This window comes from Streptomyces albiflavescens (assembly GCF_014645835.1).
GTDB classification, from domain to species: Bacteria; Actinomycetota; Actinomycetes; order Streptomycetales; family Streptomycetaceae; genus Streptomyces; species Streptomyces albiflavescens.
Genome location: NZ_BMMM01000011.1, coordinates 24135 through 41570 on the forward strand (window position 1 = coordinate 24135; position 17436 = coordinate 41570).

General features: G+C 69.7%; 15 protein-coding genes and 1 pseudogene. 13 read left to right on the plus strand and 3 right to left on the minus strand.

The window, feature by feature from the left end; genetic code table 11:
- Positions 1-10 precede the first annotated feature (10 nt).
- The 3 genes and pseudogenes from IEY95_RS27415 to IEY95_RS27425 form a co-directional block, all read left to right on the plus strand.
- Positions 11-241 (plus strand): annotated as a pseudogene (locus IEY95_RS27415) (response regulator transcription factor); the annotation flags it as partial.
- A gap of 72 nt (positions 242-313) precedes the next feature.
- Entirely contained in the window at positions 314-664 is a 351-nt protein-coding gene (locus IEY95_RS27420) for an effector-associated constant component EACC1 (RefSeq protein ID WP_189188832.1), read from the plus strand.
- A complete protein-coding gene (locus IEY95_RS27425; RefSeq protein ID WP_189188833.1) occupies positions 661-3156 on the plus strand; it encodes a caspase family protein in 2496 nt (831 codons plus the stop codon). Before IEY95_RS27420 ends, IEY95_RS27425 begins: the two co-directional genes overlap by 4 nt.
- On the opposite strand, the gene glgX is transcribed toward IEY95_RS27425, so the two are convergent.
- Positions 3110-5377 (minus strand): glycogen debranching protein GlgX, encoded by a 2268-nt coding sequence (glgX, locus tag IEY95_RS27430; protein ID WP_189188834.1) that lies wholly within the window; start codon positions 5375-5377, stop codon positions 3110-3112. The two genes, IEY95_RS27425 and glgX, sit on opposite strands and share 47 nt — an antisense overlap.
- 151 nt (positions 5378-5528) lie before the next feature.
- Between glgX and IEY95_RS27435 the strand changes: the two genes are divergently transcribed.
- The 7 genes from IEY95_RS27435 (at position 5529) to IEY95_RS27465 (ending at position 13355) form a co-directional block, all read left to right on the plus strand.
- Positions 5529-6746 (plus strand): L,D-transpeptidase, encoded by a 1218-nt coding sequence (locus IEY95_RS27435; protein WP_189188835.1) that lies wholly within the window; start codon positions 5529-5531, stop codon positions 6744-6746.
- 179 nt (positions 6747-6925) lie between these two features.
- Positions 6926-8173 (plus strand): L,D-transpeptidase, encoded by a 1248-nt coding sequence (locus IEY95_RS27440; protein WP_189188836.1) that lies wholly within the window; start codon positions 6926-6928, stop codon positions 8171-8173.
- Positions 8174-8253: 80 nt separating this feature from the next.
- Complete coding sequence (locus IEY95_RS27445; protein ID WP_189188837.1) at positions 8254-9021, plus strand: enoyl-CoA hydratase/isomerase family protein; 768 nt, start codon at positions 8254-8256, stop codon at positions 9019-9021.
- 332 nt (positions 9022-9353) lie between these two features.
- The gene (locus tag IEY95_RS27450) at positions 9354-9857 is read left to right on the plus strand and encodes an ATP-binding protein (protein ID WP_189188838.1); all 504 of its coding nucleotides are present in this window, start codon (positions 9354-9356) and stop codon (positions 9855-9857) included.
- A 706-nt stretch (positions 9858-10563) separates the two neighbouring features.
- Entirely contained in the window at positions 10564-11469 is a 906-nt protein-coding gene (locus tag IEY95_RS27455; RefSeq protein WP_189188839.1) for a polysaccharide deacetylase family protein, read from the plus strand.
- 5 nt (positions 11470-11474) lie between these two features.
- Positions 11475-12656 (plus strand): YncE family protein, encoded by a 1182-nt coding sequence (locus tag IEY95_RS27460; protein WP_189189096.1) that lies wholly within the window; start codon positions 11475-11477, stop codon positions 12654-12656.
- 90 nt (positions 12657-12746) lie between these two features.
- Positions 12747-13355 carry an ADP-ribosyltransferase gene (locus IEY95_RS27465; protein ID WP_189188840.1) on the plus strand — a complete coding sequence of 203 codons (609 nt, stop codon included), beginning with the start codon at positions 12747-12749 and terminating at the stop codon, positions 13353-13355.
- A gap of 22 nt (positions 13356-13377) precedes the next feature.
- Here the strand turns inward: IEY95_RS27465 and IEY95_RS27470 are convergent, their stop codons facing one another.
- Positions 13378-14055: a GNAT family N-acetyltransferase gene (locus IEY95_RS27470; RefSeq protein ID WP_189188841.1), complete on the minus strand. Its 678-nt coding sequence runs from the start codon at positions 14053-14055 to the stop codon at positions 13378-13380.
- Between the two features lie 82 nt (positions 14056-14137).
- Here IEY95_RS27470 and IEY95_RS27475 point away from each other — a divergent pair, with 82 nt between their 5' ends.
- Positions 14138-15052: a helix-turn-helix domain-containing protein gene (locus IEY95_RS27475; protein ID WP_189188842.1), complete on the plus strand. Its 915-nt coding sequence runs from the start codon at positions 14138-14140 to the stop codon at positions 15050-15052.
- Positions 15053-15100: 48 nt separating this feature from the next.
- A complete protein-coding gene (locus IEY95_RS27480) occupies positions 15101-15313 on the plus strand; it encodes an EF-hand domain-containing protein (RefSeq protein ID WP_189188843.1) in 213 nt (70 codons plus the stop codon).
- 65 nt (positions 15314-15378) lie between these two features.
- Here the strand turns inward: IEY95_RS27480 and IEY95_RS27485 are convergent, their stop codons facing one another.
- On the minus strand, positions 15379-16299 hold the full coding sequence (locus IEY95_RS27485; RefSeq protein ID WP_189188844.1) for an AraC family transcriptional regulator: 921 nt from the start codon (positions 16297-16299) through the stop codon (positions 15379-15381).
- Between the two features lie 101 nt (positions 16300-16400).
- On the opposite strand from IEY95_RS27485, the gene IEY95_RS27490 reads away from it, so the two are divergent.
- Entirely contained in the window at positions 16401-17396 is a 996-nt protein-coding gene (locus IEY95_RS27490; RefSeq protein WP_189188845.1) for a zinc-dependent alcohol dehydrogenase family protein, read from the plus strand.
- Positions 17397-17436: the final 40 nt, after the last annotated feature.

Genomic DNA, 17436 nt, shown 5'->3' on the forward strand with positions numbered 1-17436 from the left:
CGCCGGCAACTCCCGCCTCGTCTCCGCGGTCCGCACCCCAGGCAACGATCCCCTCTCCGCCCGCGAACGCGAGGTCCTCGCGCTGGTCGCCAAAGGCACGTCGAACCGCGAGATCGCCCGCATCCTCTTCATCAGCGAGGCCACGGTGAAGACCCATCTCACCCACCTGTACGGCAAGTTGGGCGTCAACGACCGGGCCGCAGCCGTGGCGGTGGCGTACGACCGGGGAATCCTGGGCTAGTTGGTCATTGACCGGTGCAGAGCCACTGGCGACGCCATACTGATCACACGTCAAATGTTGCTGGAGGGCTTCATGCCTCGCGTGTGGTTGTCGGTCGGATGTGATGACCCGGTCGAAGGGCTTGCGGAGCTGTCTGACTGGCTGGGCCAGGAGCCGGAGCTCCGGGGTCTGATCAGTCAGAGCGCCACGCCGGGGGCCGGCGAACTGGGGTCGTTCCCCGATGCGCTGGTGGTCGCCGTGGGCAGTGGCGGTGCGGTGAGTGTGCTGGCCGCGTCGCTCAAGGCGTTCCTGGCCCTACCGCGCCGCTCCGACGTACGGATCAAGGTCGGCGGCACGCCCGACGGGCGCACCGTGGAGATCGACGCCAAGCGCGTGAGCGACGTCGAGGCGCTGGTGCGAGAGGCACTCGGACGGGACGAATGATCGAGCGGGCGGTCGATCCCACCCGGTCGAGGATCGTACTGGTCGGGACCCCTTTCTACGAAGACCCGTTGCTGCCGGACGTACCGGTGATCGCCAACAACATCAGCGATCTCGCTCAGGTGCTCACCGATGAGAAACTCGGCGGCTTCAACCCCTTCCACTGCATCGCGGTTCCCTCGGCGGCCGGCGTGGCGCAGGTCGGCGACGCGCTGGTGCGTGCCGCTGAAGAGGCGGAGGACCTGCTGCTGTTCTACTACAGCGGACACGGGCTGCTCGGCCCGCGGCGCCGGGAGTTGTATCTGAGCCTGGCCGCGACCCGGCCCCATCAACTCGCCTTCACCGCACTGCCGTTCGAGGCGGTGCGCGATGCGTGCCTGGACAGCAGGGCCACCAGCCGGGTGGTGATCCTTGACAGTTGCTTCAGCGGGCGGGCGATCGGAGAGACGCTGGCCGGTGTCGACGAGGCGGTGCTCGGCGAGCTCGAGGTCGCCGGCACCTACACGCTGACCTCGGCCCCGGCGAATCGAACGGCACTGATCCTGCCGGGAGAACAGCACACCGCGTTCACGGAGCGGCTGCTCGCCGTGCTGCGCTCCGGCAGTCCGACGGCCGGGTCGTTGATCAGTCTCGGAGACATCTACCGGCATCTGCAGACCCGGCTGCGCGCCGAAGGCCTGCCGGTGCCACAGCAACGCGGCACCGGCACCGCGGACCTGCTCGGACTGGTGCGCAACGCCCGGGCCGCCCACGCGCCAGGTGTCGAATCAGCGGCGGGTGAAGGCAACGACCCGCAACCGGTGCGCCGCTCGGACCTGACCGTTCGCCTCACCCACGCAGAACGCATCGCGAACACGATCGGCGACAGGCTGTGGAAAGTCCGGGCGTTGGCGCAGGTCGCCCTCGCGGCGGCGACCGTCTACCCAGCCGACCGTGTGACGCATCTGATCGACCAGGCAGAACGTGACGCGGACACGATCGCCGACAGCTACGCCCGGGCCCGCGCACTGTGCGCCGTGGCCGACGCGGTGGCCGTCGGCGATCCCGAACGCGCGGGGCGCCTGATCGACCAGGCGGAACGCATCGCGCACATGGCCAGGCAGCTCAAAGCCGAGGCGCTGGTCTTCGTGGTGACCGCGGCAGCCGCGAGTGCCCCCGACCGAGTCGAAGGCATAGCCAACGCGATAGCCCACAAGCCCACCAGAGACCGCGTGTTGGCCGCCTTGGCGAAGGCGGTGGCCGTCGACGATCCCGACCGGGCCGAGTCCCTTGCGAACACGATCACCGACAAGTACGACAGGTGGCTGGCACTTGGCGTCGTGGCTCCGGCGATGGCCGCAGGCGACCCTGACCGGGCCGAGCTCATCGCGAACACGATCACCGACAAGTACCGCAGGATGAGGGCGCTCAGTGACGTGGCGAAGGCGGTGGCCGCCGACGATCCCGACCGGGCCGAGTCCATCGCCCACACGATCACCGACAAATACAGCAGGTGGCCGGCGCTCAGCGCTGTCGCCAGGTCGGTGGCCGCCGACGACCCCGGCCGAGCCGAGTCCATCGCGAACACGATCACCCGCAAATACAACAGCAGACCAACGCTCCTCGCGCTGGACCCGGCGACGGCAACCGCCGTGGCCACAGAGCTCGTCGTGGTGACGAAGGCGGTGGCCGCCGGTGACCCCGACCGAGCCGAGCGCATCGCCAGGGGGATAGCCCACAGCCCCACCAGAGAACAGGTGTTGACGGCTCTGGCCAAAGAGGTGGCCGAGCGTGACCCCGACCGAGCCGAGTCCATCGCGATCACCATCAGCGACCTGTACTCGCGAGTGGCGGTGCTGAGCGCGGTGGCTGCCGTACTGGCCGACCGTGACCCCGAACGCGCCGAGCGCCTGATCGACGAGGCGGAGCAGATCGCGAGCCCGGACAAGATGTACAAGGCCGAGTCCTTGGCCGTTCTGGCCAAAGCGGTGGCCGCCAGTCGCCCCGACCGAGCCGAGCGCATCGCCAGTGCGATCGTCCGCAGGTCCACCAGAGAGCGGGTGTCGGCCGCTGTGGCCGAGACGGTGGCTGCCGACGACCCCGACCTTGCCGAGTCCATCGCGAACACGATCACCAGCCCGGACACGCGAGTGGCCGCACTGACGGCCATGGCCACCACGATGGCCTCCACGGCGCCCGACCGGGCGGAGCGCATCGCGGGCAGGATCGGTGACGAGTCCTCAGTCGTGAAGGTATTGGCCCGTGTCGCCAGGGCCCTGGCCGTGACCGATCCGGACCGCGCCCGGCGTGTCGCCAACCGGGTTCCCGGCGCGGCCAAGGCGGCGGTCCTGCACGCCGTCGTACTTGAACTCGTACGGGGCGGGCGGGGCGACAACTCCCTCCTCACCCGGGGCGGGCGGGGCGACAACTCCCTCCTCACCCGGGGCCGGCGGGGCGACAGCTCCCCCCTCACCCCACCACCCGCAGCAACAGTACCGCCCGAGCCGGCATCGTGATCCCCGCCCCCGCCCGATGAACCACCCCCGGCGCATCCCCCTGCTCCTCCCGGGACGTATCCACGACCACCTCGTACCGCGAGGCCCACGGCGCCCCGGGCAGCACGAACCCCACCGGCCGATCGCCCGCATGCAGCACCGCCAGGAAACTGTCGTCGACAACGGGTGCCCCTCGGGCGTCCCGCCCGGGAATGTCCCGCCCGGACAGATACATCCCGAGCGTCGCGGCGGGCGCGTACCAGTCGCGCTCCGTCATCTCCGTCCCCCGCGCGGTGAACCACGCCAGGTCCCGCAATCCGTCCGCGGAATGGGCCCGCCCGGAGAAGAACGCCCGCCGCCGCAGCACGGGATGCTCGTGTCGCAGGGCGATCAGCCGGGACGTCAGCTCGAACAGCGCCCCCCATCCGGGATCGTCGAGATACGACCAGTCGACCCAACTGATCTCGTTGTCCTGGCAGTACGCGTTGTTGTTGCCGCGCTGAGTCCGCCCGAACTCGTCCCCGGCGACCAGCATCGGCACCCCGGTCGACAGCAACAGCGTCGTCAGCAGATTCCTCAACTGCCGCCGCCGCAGGGCCCGTACGCGCTCGTCCTCCGTCTCCCCCTCCGCCCCGCAGTTCCATGATCGATTGTCGTCGGAACCGTCCCGATTTCCTTCCCCGTTCGCCTCGTTGTGCTTGCGCTCGTACGACACGAGATCACGCAGCGTGAACCCGTCATGGGCGGTCACGAAATTCACCGAGGCGTACGGCCGCCGCCCACCCCACGCGTAAAGGTCACTCGACCCGGACAGCCGATAGCCCAGATCCCGCACGTCGGGCAGCGCCCCGCGCCAGAAATCCCGCACGGCGTTCCGATACCGGTCGTTCCACTCCGTCCACAGGGGCGGGAAGGAGCCCACCTGATATCCACCGGAGCCCACGTCCCAGGGCTCCGCGATCAGCTTCACCCGCCGCAGCACGGGGTCCTGGGCGATGACGGCGAGGAACGGTGACAGCATGTCGACGTCGTGCATCGACCGCGCCAGCGCGGCAGCCAGATCGAACCGAAAGCCATCCACCCCCATCTCCGTCACCCAGTACCGAAGCGAATCGGTGATCAGCCGCAGCACATGCGGCTGCACCACATGCAGTGTGTTCCCGCATCCCGTGTAGTCCGCATACCGACGGGCGTCCGACTGCAGCCGGTAATACCCCCGGTTGTCGATGCCGCGCAGCGACAGCATCGGGCCCAGCTCGCCCGCCTCCGCCGTGTGGTTGTAGACCACGTCGAGGATGACCTCGATGCCAGCGGTGTGCAGCGCCCGTACCATCCGTTTGAATTCGCCGACCTGCTGCCCGGTCGTCCCGGAGGCGGCATACCCCGCGTGCGGCGCGAAATAGCCGATCGAGTTGTAGCCCCAGTAATTGCGCATGCTCTTGCGCAGCAAATGGTCCTCGTGCGCGAACTGGTGCACCGGCAGCAGCTCCACGGCGGTCACCCCGAGCTTCACGAGATGCTCGACGGCGGCCGGGTGCGCCAGTCCCGCGTACGTGCCGCGCAGTTCCTCCGGAATCCCGGGGTGCAGTCGGGTGAACCCCCGCACATGCAGTTCGTAGATGACCGAGTCCGCCCACGGCGTCTTCGGGCGGTGGTCGTCCGACCAGTCGTCGTCGTCATGGACCACGACACCCTTGGGGACGTACGGCGCCGAGTCGCGGTCGTCGCGCACCGTGTCGGCGACCTGCTGCTGAGGCCAGTCCCGGACGTGCCCGTACACCTCGGGCGGCAGGCTGAAGTCGCCGTCGACGGCACGGGCGTACGGGTCGAGGAGCAGCTTCGCCGGGTTCCAGCGGGCGCCGGTCCACGGGTCCCAGCGGCCGTGCACGCGATAGCCGTAGCGGCGGCCGGGCAGCACGCCGGGGACGAAGCCGTGCCAGATCTCGTGGGTGAGTTCGGTGAGCGGGACCCGGGTTTCGTGGATCTCACCGTCCCGCTCGTCGAAGAGGCACAGGTCCACGGCCTCCGCGCCGCCCGCCCACAGGGCGAAGTTGGTGCCCGTGGCGCCGTCGGGGCCGACGCGGAAACGCGCCCCGAGCGGGGTCGGGGCGCCGGGCCACACGGACACGGCGGGCGTCGGCGTGTGCCGGGCGCCGTTCAGCGCGGGGACCGGCTGTGCGGGCAGCCCGCCGTCCGCGGCACGTCCCTCCTGGACTGCCTCCTGCTCGGGTGCGCTCGACACCGGTCACCCTCCCGCGGCTCGTGGAACGACCCGAAAAGGAGCGTGCGGCGTCCCGGCCGCGGCTCCCCTTCGCGTCGTCCTCCCCACTGTTCTGCCCAGAGCGTGGCTCGCACTCACGTTTCCCCAGAGGGGCACAGTCGTTGGGCCCCCTGTGAAGCACGTACAGACGCGCGCGCGGCGCGCAGGGGCCGCGCTGGCCGCCGTACTGACCTGGGCCGGCCTGCTGGCCGGAGCCTCCGGCTGCACCGCGGACGGGATCGACAGGGTGTTCGGCAAACCGCAGTCGCCCGAGGACGTCATCCGCGTCTCGCCGGCCGACAACAGCAAGGGCGTACGCCCAAAAGAGGCGATCAAGGTATGGGTGCCCGACGGGCGCCTGGAATCCGTGAAGGTCGTCAAGTCCCAGGACGCGCAGGAGTCCCCGGTGCCGGGGCACATCACCGAGGACGGCCTGACCTGGAAGCCCGATGACGCGCGGGTCGCGCTGGCGGCCAAGTACACCGTCGACGTGGTGGCCCTCGACGAACGTGGGCGGCGCTCGGCGCGGCACACGACGTTCACGACGGCTGTCCCCGACGAGCGGTTCATCGCCTACGTCACCCCGGAGAACCGATCCACCGTCGGCACCGGAATGATCGTCTCGCTCTCCTTCAACCGGGAGGTCGAGAACCGGGCCGCCGTGGAGCGGGCCATTCAGGTGAACGCCGAACCCGCCGTCGAGATCCGCCCGCACTGGTTCGGCAAGAGCCGCGTCGACTTCCGCCCCCGGCAGTACTGGAAGCCGGGTACGAAGGTCACGGTCGGGCTGCATCTGCGGGACGTCGAGGGAGCACCCGGCGTCTACGGACTCCAGTACAAGACCTTCTCGTTCACCATCGGACGCAGCCAGGTCTCCCTCGTCGACGCCGCCACGCACACCATGGAGGTACGCCGCGACGGTGACCTCCTCGCCACCGTGCCGATCACGGCGGGGGCCCCCAAGAAGGCTACGTACAACGGAAAAATGGTCGTCATGGAGATGCTGGAGGTGACGCGGATGAACAGCCAGACGGTCGGTTTCGGCGGCGAGTACAACATCGCGGACGTCCCCCACGCGATGCGCCTGACCGACTCCGGGACCTTCCTGCACGGCAACTACTGGGCGCCCGACGTCTTCGGCAACGCCAATGTCAGCCACGGCTGCGTGGGCCTGGAGGACGTGAAGGGCGGCGGTTCGGACACCCCGGCGGGCTGGTTCTTCGACCGCAGCCTCGTCGGGGACGTCATCGAGGTCGTCAACAGCGAGGACAAAACGGTCGCTCCCGACAACGGGCTCGGAGGGTGGAACATGGCATGGAAGGCGTGGAAAGCGGGGGGCGCGGTGAAGTAACCCGATTTGGGGGTACGCGCACGACGCACTCCAGCGGCGCCCCGTTCGGCGGAAGTTGGGACTGAACAGTGACATTCCCGGGGAGCCATCGCCTCAGGTCGTGTGATTAATTAGCGCGATACGCGCGTGGGACGCGCTGGAGTGCGGGCCTGATCAGGCCGTGCGAGGGGAGAACGACTTTGAACGGGCGACCGATATCGGGGGCGTCGGTTGGCGCGCGGACACACGGGAAGCAGGGAGTGCTGGCGTTGCTCCTCGCCGCCCTGCTGCTCGCCGTGACCGCCTGCGGCGGCGGAGGGGACAAGGACTCGGGGACCAGCTCGGGTGACGGCAAGGGCAAGGGCTCCAGTACGGCGGACACCAAGGCCTCACAGGCCGTCGTGACCATCGCCCCCAAGGACGGCGCCGACGATGTGAAGACCAGCGGCGCCCTCAAGGTGACCGCTGCCAAGGGCAAGTTGACCGAGGTCAAGGTCGAGGACACCAAGGGCAACGCGGTCGACGGCGAGATAACCGGCGGGGGAGCGACCTGGACGCCGTCGACCCATCTCGCCTCGGCCACCAAGTACAAGGTGCACGCGGTGGCCAAGGACTCCGACGGCCGTGAGGCCGCCGAGGATTCCGCCTTCACCACGCTCACCCCGAAGAACACCTTCGTCGGCATCTACACGCCCGACGACGGCTCCAAGGTCGGCGTCGGGATGCCCTTCTCGATCCACTTCACGCGGGGCATCACGCACCCCGACGACGTCGAGAAGGCCATCAAGATCAAGACCGAGCCGGCGGTCGACGTCGAGGGCCACTGGTTCGGCAACGACCGCCTCGACTTCCGTCCCGAGCAGTACTGGAAGGCCGGTACGAAGGTCAGCGTCACCCTCAACCTCGACGGCGTCGAGGGCCGGCCGGGCGTCTACGGCAAGCAGACCAAGACCGTGAAGTTCACGATCGGACGCAGCCAGGTCACCACCGTCGACGCCAAGACCCACAAGATGGTCGTCAAGCGCGACGGCAAGGTCCTCAAGACCATCCCGATCACCACGGGCAAGCCGGGCTACGACACCTGGAACGGCCAGATGGTCATCAGCGAGCGTCTCAAGGTGACCCGCATGAACGGCGAAACGGTCGGCTATGGCGGCGAATACGACATCAAGGACGTGCCGCACGCCCAGCGCCTGACCAACTCGGGCACCTTCATCCACGGCAACTACTGGGGCGGTGGCGCCTTCGGCAACTACAACGCCAGTCACGGCTGCATCGGCGTACGCGATGTGCGCGGCGGCTACGACGGCAAGGTGCCCGCGGCCTGGTTCTACGACAACTCGATCATCGGCGACGTGGTGATCGTGAAGCACTCCCACGACAAGACGGTCGCCCCGGACAACGGCCTCAACGGCTGGAACATGTCCTGGTCCGACTGGACCAAGTAGGAGCTGCACCGGCACGGGCCGGGTGTGCTGTGACCCAGCACACCCGGCCCGTCGTCGTTAACGCCCACTAACCTGCTCCCATGACTGTGCATCTCGAAGTAGCCGAAGGCGTGGGCACCATCCGCCTGGACCGCCCGCCGATGAACGCGCTGGACGTCGCCACCCAGGATCGGCTCAAGGAGCTCGCCGAGGAGGCCACGGGCCGGTCGGACGTCCGCGCCGTGGTGCTGTACGGCGGGGAGAAGGTGTTCGCGGCGGGCGCGGACATCAAGGAGATGCAGGCGATGGACCACGCCGCGATGGTCGTGCGGTCCCGGGCCCTGCAGGACTCCTTCACCGCCGTCGCCCGCATCCCCAAGCCCGTCGTCGCCGCCGTCACCGGGTACGCGCTCGGCGGGGGCTGCGAGTTGGCGCTGTGCGCCGACTACCGCATCGCCGCGGACAACGCGAAGCTGGGCCAGCCGGAGATCCTGCTCGGCCTGATCCCCGGTGCCGGCGGCACCCAGCGCCTGTCCCGCCTGATCGGCCCCTCCAAGGCCAAGGACCTCATCTTCACCGGCCGCATGGTCAAGGCCGACGAAGCACTGTCGCTCGGCCTGGTGGACCGGGTCGTCCCGGCCGACGAGGTGTACGCTGCCGCGCACGCCTGGGCCGCGAAGCTCGCGCAGGGCCCGGCGATCGCGCTGCGTGCCGCCAAGGAGTCGATCGACGCGGGCCTGGAGACGGACATCGAGACCGGACTCGCGATCGAGCGGAACTGGTTCGCGGGCCTGTTCGCGACGGAGGACCGTGAGCGCGGGATGCGGAGCTTCGTGGAGGAGGGCCCGGGCAAGGCGAAGTTCCTCTGAGCGTCCGGCGCCCGGCGGACCGGAGGCACTCGCCGATACGGCGAAAATCACTCTCCAAGTTCCGCTGATCCACTTGCAGTTGACGCGATGTCTTACCCGCTGTCCCCCGAAGGGGCGGTTTATGCGAGCCTTAAGGCAACCTTAAGTCTGCCTTGCCGGGGGACGTCGGCGATTGCCCTCAAGTGGTCGGTAATGGCAGGTCAGGCAGGCTCCGATACCCCTTGAACTGCCCGTGGCATATGCCGATCGGATGGTGCGGAATGATGCATTCCGGGGAGTGTATTCCTTCGGAACGGCCCCGAAGGGGGCTCTGGACGGCCATGATGGGGGGCATGGCGGGGCTGGAGGGTATCGAACAGCCGCGGCGGCACGGGAGTGCGACCGCGGCGCGCTGGACGCCTGCGGTCGAGGACGAACGGGCGCTCAGGGCACTGGAGTTGTTCGGCAATCCGACAGAGGCGGAGGTGCCGCTGCCGTCCCGCCCGGAGTCCGCGGCCACCGCGCGGCGGCTCACGCAGGTCGTGGTCCTGCGCCACTGGGGCCTGTCGCCGAAGATGACGGAGGACGCGGTCCTCCTCGTCTCCGAGCTCGTCGGCAACGCCGTACGCCACACCGGTGCCCGCGTCTTCGGGCTCCGGATGCGCCGCCGCCGGGGCTGGATCCGCATCGAGGTCCGCGATCCCTCCCGTGGTCTGCCCTGCCTGATGCCGGTCCAGGAACTGGACGTGAGCGGCCGAGGACTCTTCCTCGTCGACAAACTCTCCGACCGCTGGGGCGTCGATCTTCTGCCCCGCGGCAAGACCACCTGGTTCGAAATGCGCGTGGCCGACCGCTGAACTCCCCCCGGACACGGGGAAACCCCGGCCGCTGAGCAGCCGGGGCTCCTGGGGCACCGCGGAACGAATTGGGGTGTGAACCGCGGCACCGGCGACAACCATGGCCCGGGTCAATGGGTGGAGGTCGCACCGCTGACTATCCCAGACGCCGTCGATTGATCCAAAAGCACCGCCTGCCGAACCACGTGTCTGTACGGGAACTTTGCGCACCCTGTGCCCGAACACCTCCCTCCACGTCCGCAGTTCCTTCGCCCCCTCCGCCCCTACCCGTCCCCTACCCGGGGGCTGCCGCCCCCGGCCCCCCGCATCGGCCTTGACGGCCTCGTCTTCAAACGCCGGACGGGCTCCGCGCGCGCCCTGGCCGGAAGAGGCCGCAGGTGCCGGTGGCCGCGACGCACGCCCCCACCCGCCCCCCGGCCGAAAGAGGCCGCAGTCCCCACGACCCCGCAGCCGCCAGACCACGGAAGGGGCCGTGCCGGTACATCACATGCCCCGTCGCTTACGTGGTTGCCAACAGGCAGAGCTGTGAAGGCCAACCGATCTGCCGCCGGCGACGGGGCGGATGTACCGGCACGGCCCCGACCCACCCACCGGCGGACCGCGCCTCACCCACCGGCGGAAACGCGCAACCACCCACCGGCGACCCGCGACCCGCGCAGCTCCCCGAGCGGCCCAATCGCTGCTTTTAGGGCCAACTCCCCCTTAAATGGTGCGAGTGACCACGCCCGCGCACCCCGCGCACCCCGCACACCCCGCGCACCCCCCTCACCCGTCCAGCGAGGACGACAACGTCACCCGCCCCACCCCGGACCGACGTACGGCGCTGCGCACGGGCGTCGCACTCGCCGCCGGAACACTCGCCGCCGGCTGCTCCACAGCAGGCGCCGTAGCGCCACCCCCGACCCACAGCGCACCCCCAGCCCACGCCACACCTCCGGCGACCGACACCGCACCCCCGGCCACCCCCGCCCCGTCCCGGCCCCCCACCCCCACCCCCCGCCGCTTCCCGAACCAGCCCGAGCAGATCACCCACGGCCCCCGCACCCGCCCCCAAGTAGCCCTCACCTTCCACGGCCAGGGCGACCCCACCATCGCCAAGTCGCTCCTCGGCGAAGTCGAGAAGGCCGGCGCCCGCGTCACCGTGCTCGCCGTCGGCACCTGGCTGGACGAGCACCCCGACATCGCCCGCCGCATCCTCGACGGCGGCCACGACCTCGGCAACCACACCCTGCGCCACCTGGACATCAACGCGATGTCGGAGACGGACGCGAACGCGGAGATCCGCGGCTGCGCGGAGCGCCTGGCGCGGCTCACCGGCTCGATCGGCACCTGGTTCCGACCGTCCCGCGCCCCCCGCGCCTCACCCCTCGTAGAACGGCTCGCCCGCACCGCGGGCTACCCGCACACGCTCTCCTACGACGTCGACTCGCTCGACTTCACGTCGCCGGGAGCGCCCGCCGTCACCCGCAACGTCATGGGCGCAGTCCGCGCCGGATCGATCGTGAGCCTGCACTTCGGGTACGCGGACACGGTCGCCGCACTCCCCGCCGTCCTCGAAGAACTCCACCGCCGCGGCCTGCACGCGGTCACCACCACGGAGCTGCTGAGCTGATGCAGATGCACCACACCACCATCAAGCGTGTACTGATCGCCGGTGCCGTCCTCGCCGTGCTCGCGGGCTGTGGCAGTGAGCCGAAGGAACACGCGAACGAGGCCCTCGGCACCAAGCCCGCCGTCCAGCCCGCCCCGCCGACGAAGAAGGCGGCCCAAGGACTGCTCGGCATGCCCCCCGTGCTGGACCCGAAGGACGTCTACGCCGCCGACCGCCCGAACAGGCTCTCCCCGGTGGTCAAGGATTTCCCCGCCCGCGTCTACGTCCCCAACACCCTGTCCAACACCGTCACGGTCATCGACCCGAAGACGTACCGGGTCATCGGGACGATCCCGGTCGGCACCCAGCCCCAACACGTGGTTCCCTCATGGGACATGAAGACCCTGTGGGTCAACAACGACAAGGGAAACAGCCTTACACCCATCGACCCGAAGACCGGCAAGGCCGGCAAGCCGGTCAGCGTGCACGACCCGTACAACCTCTACTTCACGCCCAATGGCAAGTACGCCATCGTGATGGCCTCCCTCGACCGCGAACTGGTCTTCCGTGACCCGCACACCATGAAGCGTCTGAAGACCGAGCCGGTGAGCTGCTACGGCGTCAACCACGCCGACTTCTCCGTCGACGGCCGCTACTTCATCGCGTCGTGCGAGTTCAGCGGCGAACTGCTGAAGGTCGACACACAGAAGATGAAGGTGGTCGCGCAGCAGAAACTGCCGCTCCACGGCTCCATGCCGCAGGACGTGAAGATCTCGCCGAACGGCAAGAGGTTCTACATCGCCGACATGAAGGCCAACGGCGTATGGGTCCTGGACGGCGACAAGTTCACCAAGCCGACCCTCCTGCCGACCGGCAAGGGCACCCACGGCCTGTACGTCAGCCGTGACTCGCGCGAGATGTACATCTCCAACCGGGGTGAAGGCAGCATCTCCATCTTCGACTTCACGAAGAACAGGCTCACCAAGAAGTGGCGCCTCCCCCAAGGTGGCAGCCCCGACATGGGCGGCGTGTCCGCCGACGGCAAGGTGCTGTGGCTCTCCGGTCGTTACGACTCCGAGGTGTACGCCATCGACACCCGTACCGGCGTCCTGCTCGACCGTATCCCGGTCGGCAGCGGCCCGCACGGCCTCGCGGTGTACCCGCAGCCGGGCCGCTACTCGCTCGGCCATACGGGCATCTTCCGCTGATCGGAGCGCAGTTGACGTCCGGCGGATGACACGCCGCCGTCCGGGTGACGATCCCCACCCCGTCGCCGCGGAACCGAGATCGTGCTCCCCATGATCACAACTCGCCTGCGGCGGCGGGCCGCTGCCGTCGTCCTCTCCCTCGGGGCCGTCTTCGCGACGTCCGCCGCGACCCCCGCCGCCCCCGCCCCGGCCCCGGCCACCAAGGCGGCCGCGCCCGCCTGTCCCCAGTTCGCCGACCCGATCAAGGCGGCCGCCGACCGCCGCGTGGACGTCGAACGCATCACCCCCGCCCCGGTCTGGCGCAAGACCTGCGGCACGCTCTACCGCAGCGACAGCCGCGGCCCGGCGACCGTCTTCGAGCAAGGCTTCTACCCGAAGGACGTCGTCAACGGGCAGTACGACATCGAGCAGTATGTGCTCGTCAACCAGCCCTCGCCGTACGTGTCGACGACGTACGACCACGACCTGTACAAGACCTGGTACAAGTCCGGCTACAACTACTACATCGACGCGCCCGGCGGTGTGGACGTCAACAAGACCATCGGCGACACCCACAAGTGGGCCGACCAGGTCGAGGTCGCCTTCCCGGGCGGCATCGCGCGCCAATACATCATCGGCGTCTGCCCGGTCGACAAGAAGGCCAAGACCGAGATCATGAACGACTGCGAGAGCAACCCGAACTACGAGCCCTGGCACTGATGTCCAGGACCTGTCCGGCGGATCACGCCGGAGAAACGGGGCCTGATCCGGCGGACAGGCCCTGGCGGGTGAGGAGCAGCGCCTCCGACCCCACCGGACGGTAACCGGCCGCCTGGAACGCCCGCAGACTGCGGGCGTTCCCCGGCGAGATCTGGGCCCACACCGGTTCGCCCTCGCTCAGCTGTCGGGCCGCCGAGACGAGCGCACGCCCCAGCCCCCGCTGGCGTACCTGCTCGTCGACCTCGACCGCGACCTCCAGTCGGCCCGCGACCCCGCGCCCCATCACGAGCACGCCGCCCTCGGTGGCCCACACCCGCACGTCGTCGCGGCGCCTGCGGGAACTGACGACCCGCGGATGGTCGGGGTCGTGGATCTCCTTCAGCTCGAGCGGCGGCTCGCCCGGGAGCGGGGAGCCGACCGTGAGCAGGTCGATGGTGTCGCTCGCCCGCCTCGTGCGCTCCATCAGCGCCGCGAGGAACCGCGCGTTCATCGGCGCGGCGAGCGCGTCGCAGTCGACGGAGCCCAGCGCCTCGCGCACCCACCGGGGATCCTCGTCGGCGAAGACGACGTTATGTGCGGTGAAGGCGATGACCCCCGCGTCCCGGTGGGAATGCTGGCGTACGACGGTCACGGAGCCGTCAGGAGGCGGAAAGACACCACGAGCCGCCGCATCCAGAATGTCCCGCAGAGTGTCCGTCACGACCGCGCCCCCGCACCTCGAGTCCCCACGTTTGAGTGCTCGCCTTGAGTCTCCACCCACTGGAAGGCCCACACTCCCAGACATGATCGACGACGGCACCGGACTTTTCACCATCGGAGAGCTGTCCCGGAGCACCGGCCTGTCCGTCCGCACCATCCGTTACTGGTCGGACGAGGGCGCCCTGCCCCCGGTGGCCCGCTCCTCGGGCGGCTACCGCCTGTACGACGCCGCGTCCGTCGCACGCCTGGAGCTGATCCGCACCCTGCGCGAACTGGGCCTGGGCCTGGACGACGTTCGCAAGGTGCTGGCGGGCGAGACGACGATCGCGGAAGTGGCGGCCGCGCACGTGGTGGCGCTGGACGCGCAGATCCGGTCCTTGAAGGTGACCCGGGCGGTGCTGTCGACCGTGGCGCGACGCGGTTCCACCGCGGAGGAGATGACACTCATGAACAAGCTGGCGCGGCTGTCGGCCGCGGAACGGAAGCGGATCATCGACGACTTCATGGAGGAGACCTTCGGGGGCCTCGACACCGCGGACCCCGACATCCGCACCCGGATCCAGTTCAGCCTCGCTGATCTGCCCGAGGACCCCACGCCCGAGCAGGTGGACGCCTGGGTGGAGCTGGCCGAGCTGTTGCAGGACAAGGGCTTCCGCGCGCGCATGCGGAAGATGATCGAGTTCAACGCGGCGGACCGGGGGCCGGATGTGCCGGCCGGCACATCCCTGTGGTTCATGAGCCGACTGGTGCAACTCGCGGGAGAGGCGCTGGAGCAGGGCGTCGACCCCGAGTCGCCCGGGGCCGAGGAGGTGCTGGGCCCGTTGCTCGGCAACGCCGACCGGGCGGCCGTACTGGAACGCCTGGAGTCCGCGGCGCATGTCGAGATGGCCCGCTTCCGGGAGCTGAACGCACTGGTCCGCGGCATGGAGCCGCTGTCCGCGCACCGCGAGGAGTTCGCCTGGGTGGTCGCCGCACTGCGCGCTCGGCTCGCCCGTTAATCTGACCTCCGTACACGTGGCAGTAATGCACTACGAAGGGGCGGATCGGTGGCGGACATCGAGGAAGCACGGAAGCAGTTCGAGCGGATCGACACGGACGGTGACGGTTTCATCACCGCTGCCGAGTTCAAGACCGCCCTCGCCCAGGGCGGCGACTGGAACGTCACCGAGTCGGTGGCGGAGGCCATCATCGCCAGCCGCGACCTCAACGGCGACAAGGTCCTCTCGTTCGACGAGTTCTGGACCCACCTGAGCAAGTGACACCCGCGAAGGGGCGCCCCCGGTGATCCGGTGGGCGCCCTTTCGTCATGCCGTGGGGGCGGTGCTCAGGAGGCGTGCCTGCGGTACTGACCGGGCGCCACCCCGTACTCCCGCTTGAACGCCTTGGCGAAGGCGAACTCCGAGGCGTAGCCGGTGCGTTGGGCCACCTGGCGCAGGGGGATGTCGCCGGCGCGGAGCAGGCGGCCCGCGGTCGTCATACGCCACCAGGTGAGGTATGTGAGCGGGGGCTCGCCCACCAGCGCGGTGAACCGTCGGGCGAATGCCGCGCGGGAGAGGCCGCCGAGGGCGCCGAGTTCCTCGACCGTCCAGGGGTGGGACGGGGCGCCGTGGACGGCGCGCAGGGCCGCCGCGACCGCCGGGTCGGCGAGGGCGGCCGACCAGCCGGTGGGATGCCCGGAGCCGTGCCGCTCGCGCTGCCACCAGGCGCGCAGGATGTACAGCAGGAGTGTGTCGAGGAGCGAGGTGACGATCGTGTCGGAGCCCGGCCGGCGCTCCTCCAGCTCGATGCCGAGGAGTTCGACCGCGGCCCGCAGCGAGCGGTGGGCGCCGACGCGGGCAGGGAGATGGACCACCTCGGGCAGCTCGGACAGGAGCGGATGGGCGCGAGCCCGGTCCAACTGGTAGGCCCCGCAGAGCAGAACGGTCGACGGGTCTGTCGACGGTCGTGGCGGCGGAGGCTCCGGCCACGTGCCGTCAGGCCGCAGCCGTACGTCCTCCAGCGGTACGTCCACGCCGCTGGCCAGCGCGTGACCGTGGCCGTGTGCGAGGAACACCACGTCGCCGGGGCCGAGCGCCACCGGCTCCCCCTCCGCGGGGAGCAGCCACGCCGAACCCTGCAGCACCACATGGAACCCGGCCCCGTCCGAGGACTCGAAGCGCATCCCCCAGGGCGCGTATGCGTCCCGGCGCGAGGAGTGCGGGCGCCCGGTGCGCATCGTGGTGATGGCGTCGCTGAGTACGTCCATGCCCATACGGTAGCTCGTTGGCCCGGAAGCGAGACGAACGGACATGAAAGCGAGATCAGAGGGCATGGATCGTCTCGCGCTGCACTCTTAGCGTGACGGGTATGTCATCAACCACTTCACGCACTGTGCTCTTTCACGAACTGGGGGGCCCGGACGTCCTGAAGATCGAGGACGTCGAGGTGCCCGCCCCCGGCCCCGGCGAAGTCCTCGTACGCGTCGAGGCGTTGGGCCTCAACCGCGCCGAGGCCCTGTTCCGCGCGGGGACGTACTACTACCAGCCCACCCTGCCCGCCTCGCGGCTCGGCTACGAGGCGTCCGGCACCGTCGAGGCGGTCGGCGAGGGCGTCACCGACTTCGCCGTGGGCGACCCCGTGATGACCGGACCCGGCATCGAGATGAGCGCCCAGGGCGTGTACGCGGAACGCGTCGTGCTGCCCGACACCGCGGTCGTGCCACGCCCGGAGACGGTGGACGCGGTCACCGGCGCCGCGGCGTGGCTGACCTACACGACGGCTTACGGCGCGCTCCTGGAGACCGCGGGGCTGAAGCCCGGCGACCATGTCCTGATCACCGGCGCGTCCAGCGGTGTCGGCACCGCCGCGATCCAGGTCGCCCGCCGCATCGGCGCGATTCCGCTGGCCACCACCCGGTCCGAGGCGAAGAGGCGACGGCTTCTCGATCTCGGGGCGGAGCACGTGATCGTCTCCGACGACGAGGACGTGCCGAAGGAGGCCCGGCGGCTCACCGGCGGTCGCGGGGCCGAGGTGGTCTTCGACGCGATCGGCGGTCCCGGCTTCCGCACGCTGGGCGAGGCGCTCACGGAGGGCGGTGCGATGCTCGTCTACGGCTGGCTCGATCAGCGACCGGCCGAGCTTCCCTGGAACTGGCCGCTCACCGTCCACACGTACGCCAATTTCGCCCTGACCTCGACGGCGGCAGGCCGCCGCCGGTCCACGGCCTTCCTGAACGCGGGCCTGCGCGACGGCGGCTTCCGGCCACCGGTCGCCGAGGTCTTCGAGGGGCTCGACCGCATCGCGGACGCCCACCGTCTGATGGAGAGCAACACGCACTTCGGCAAGATCGTGGTGAAACCCTGAGGGCGGTCACCCGGATGCCGCACATCCCGGAATAGCGCGT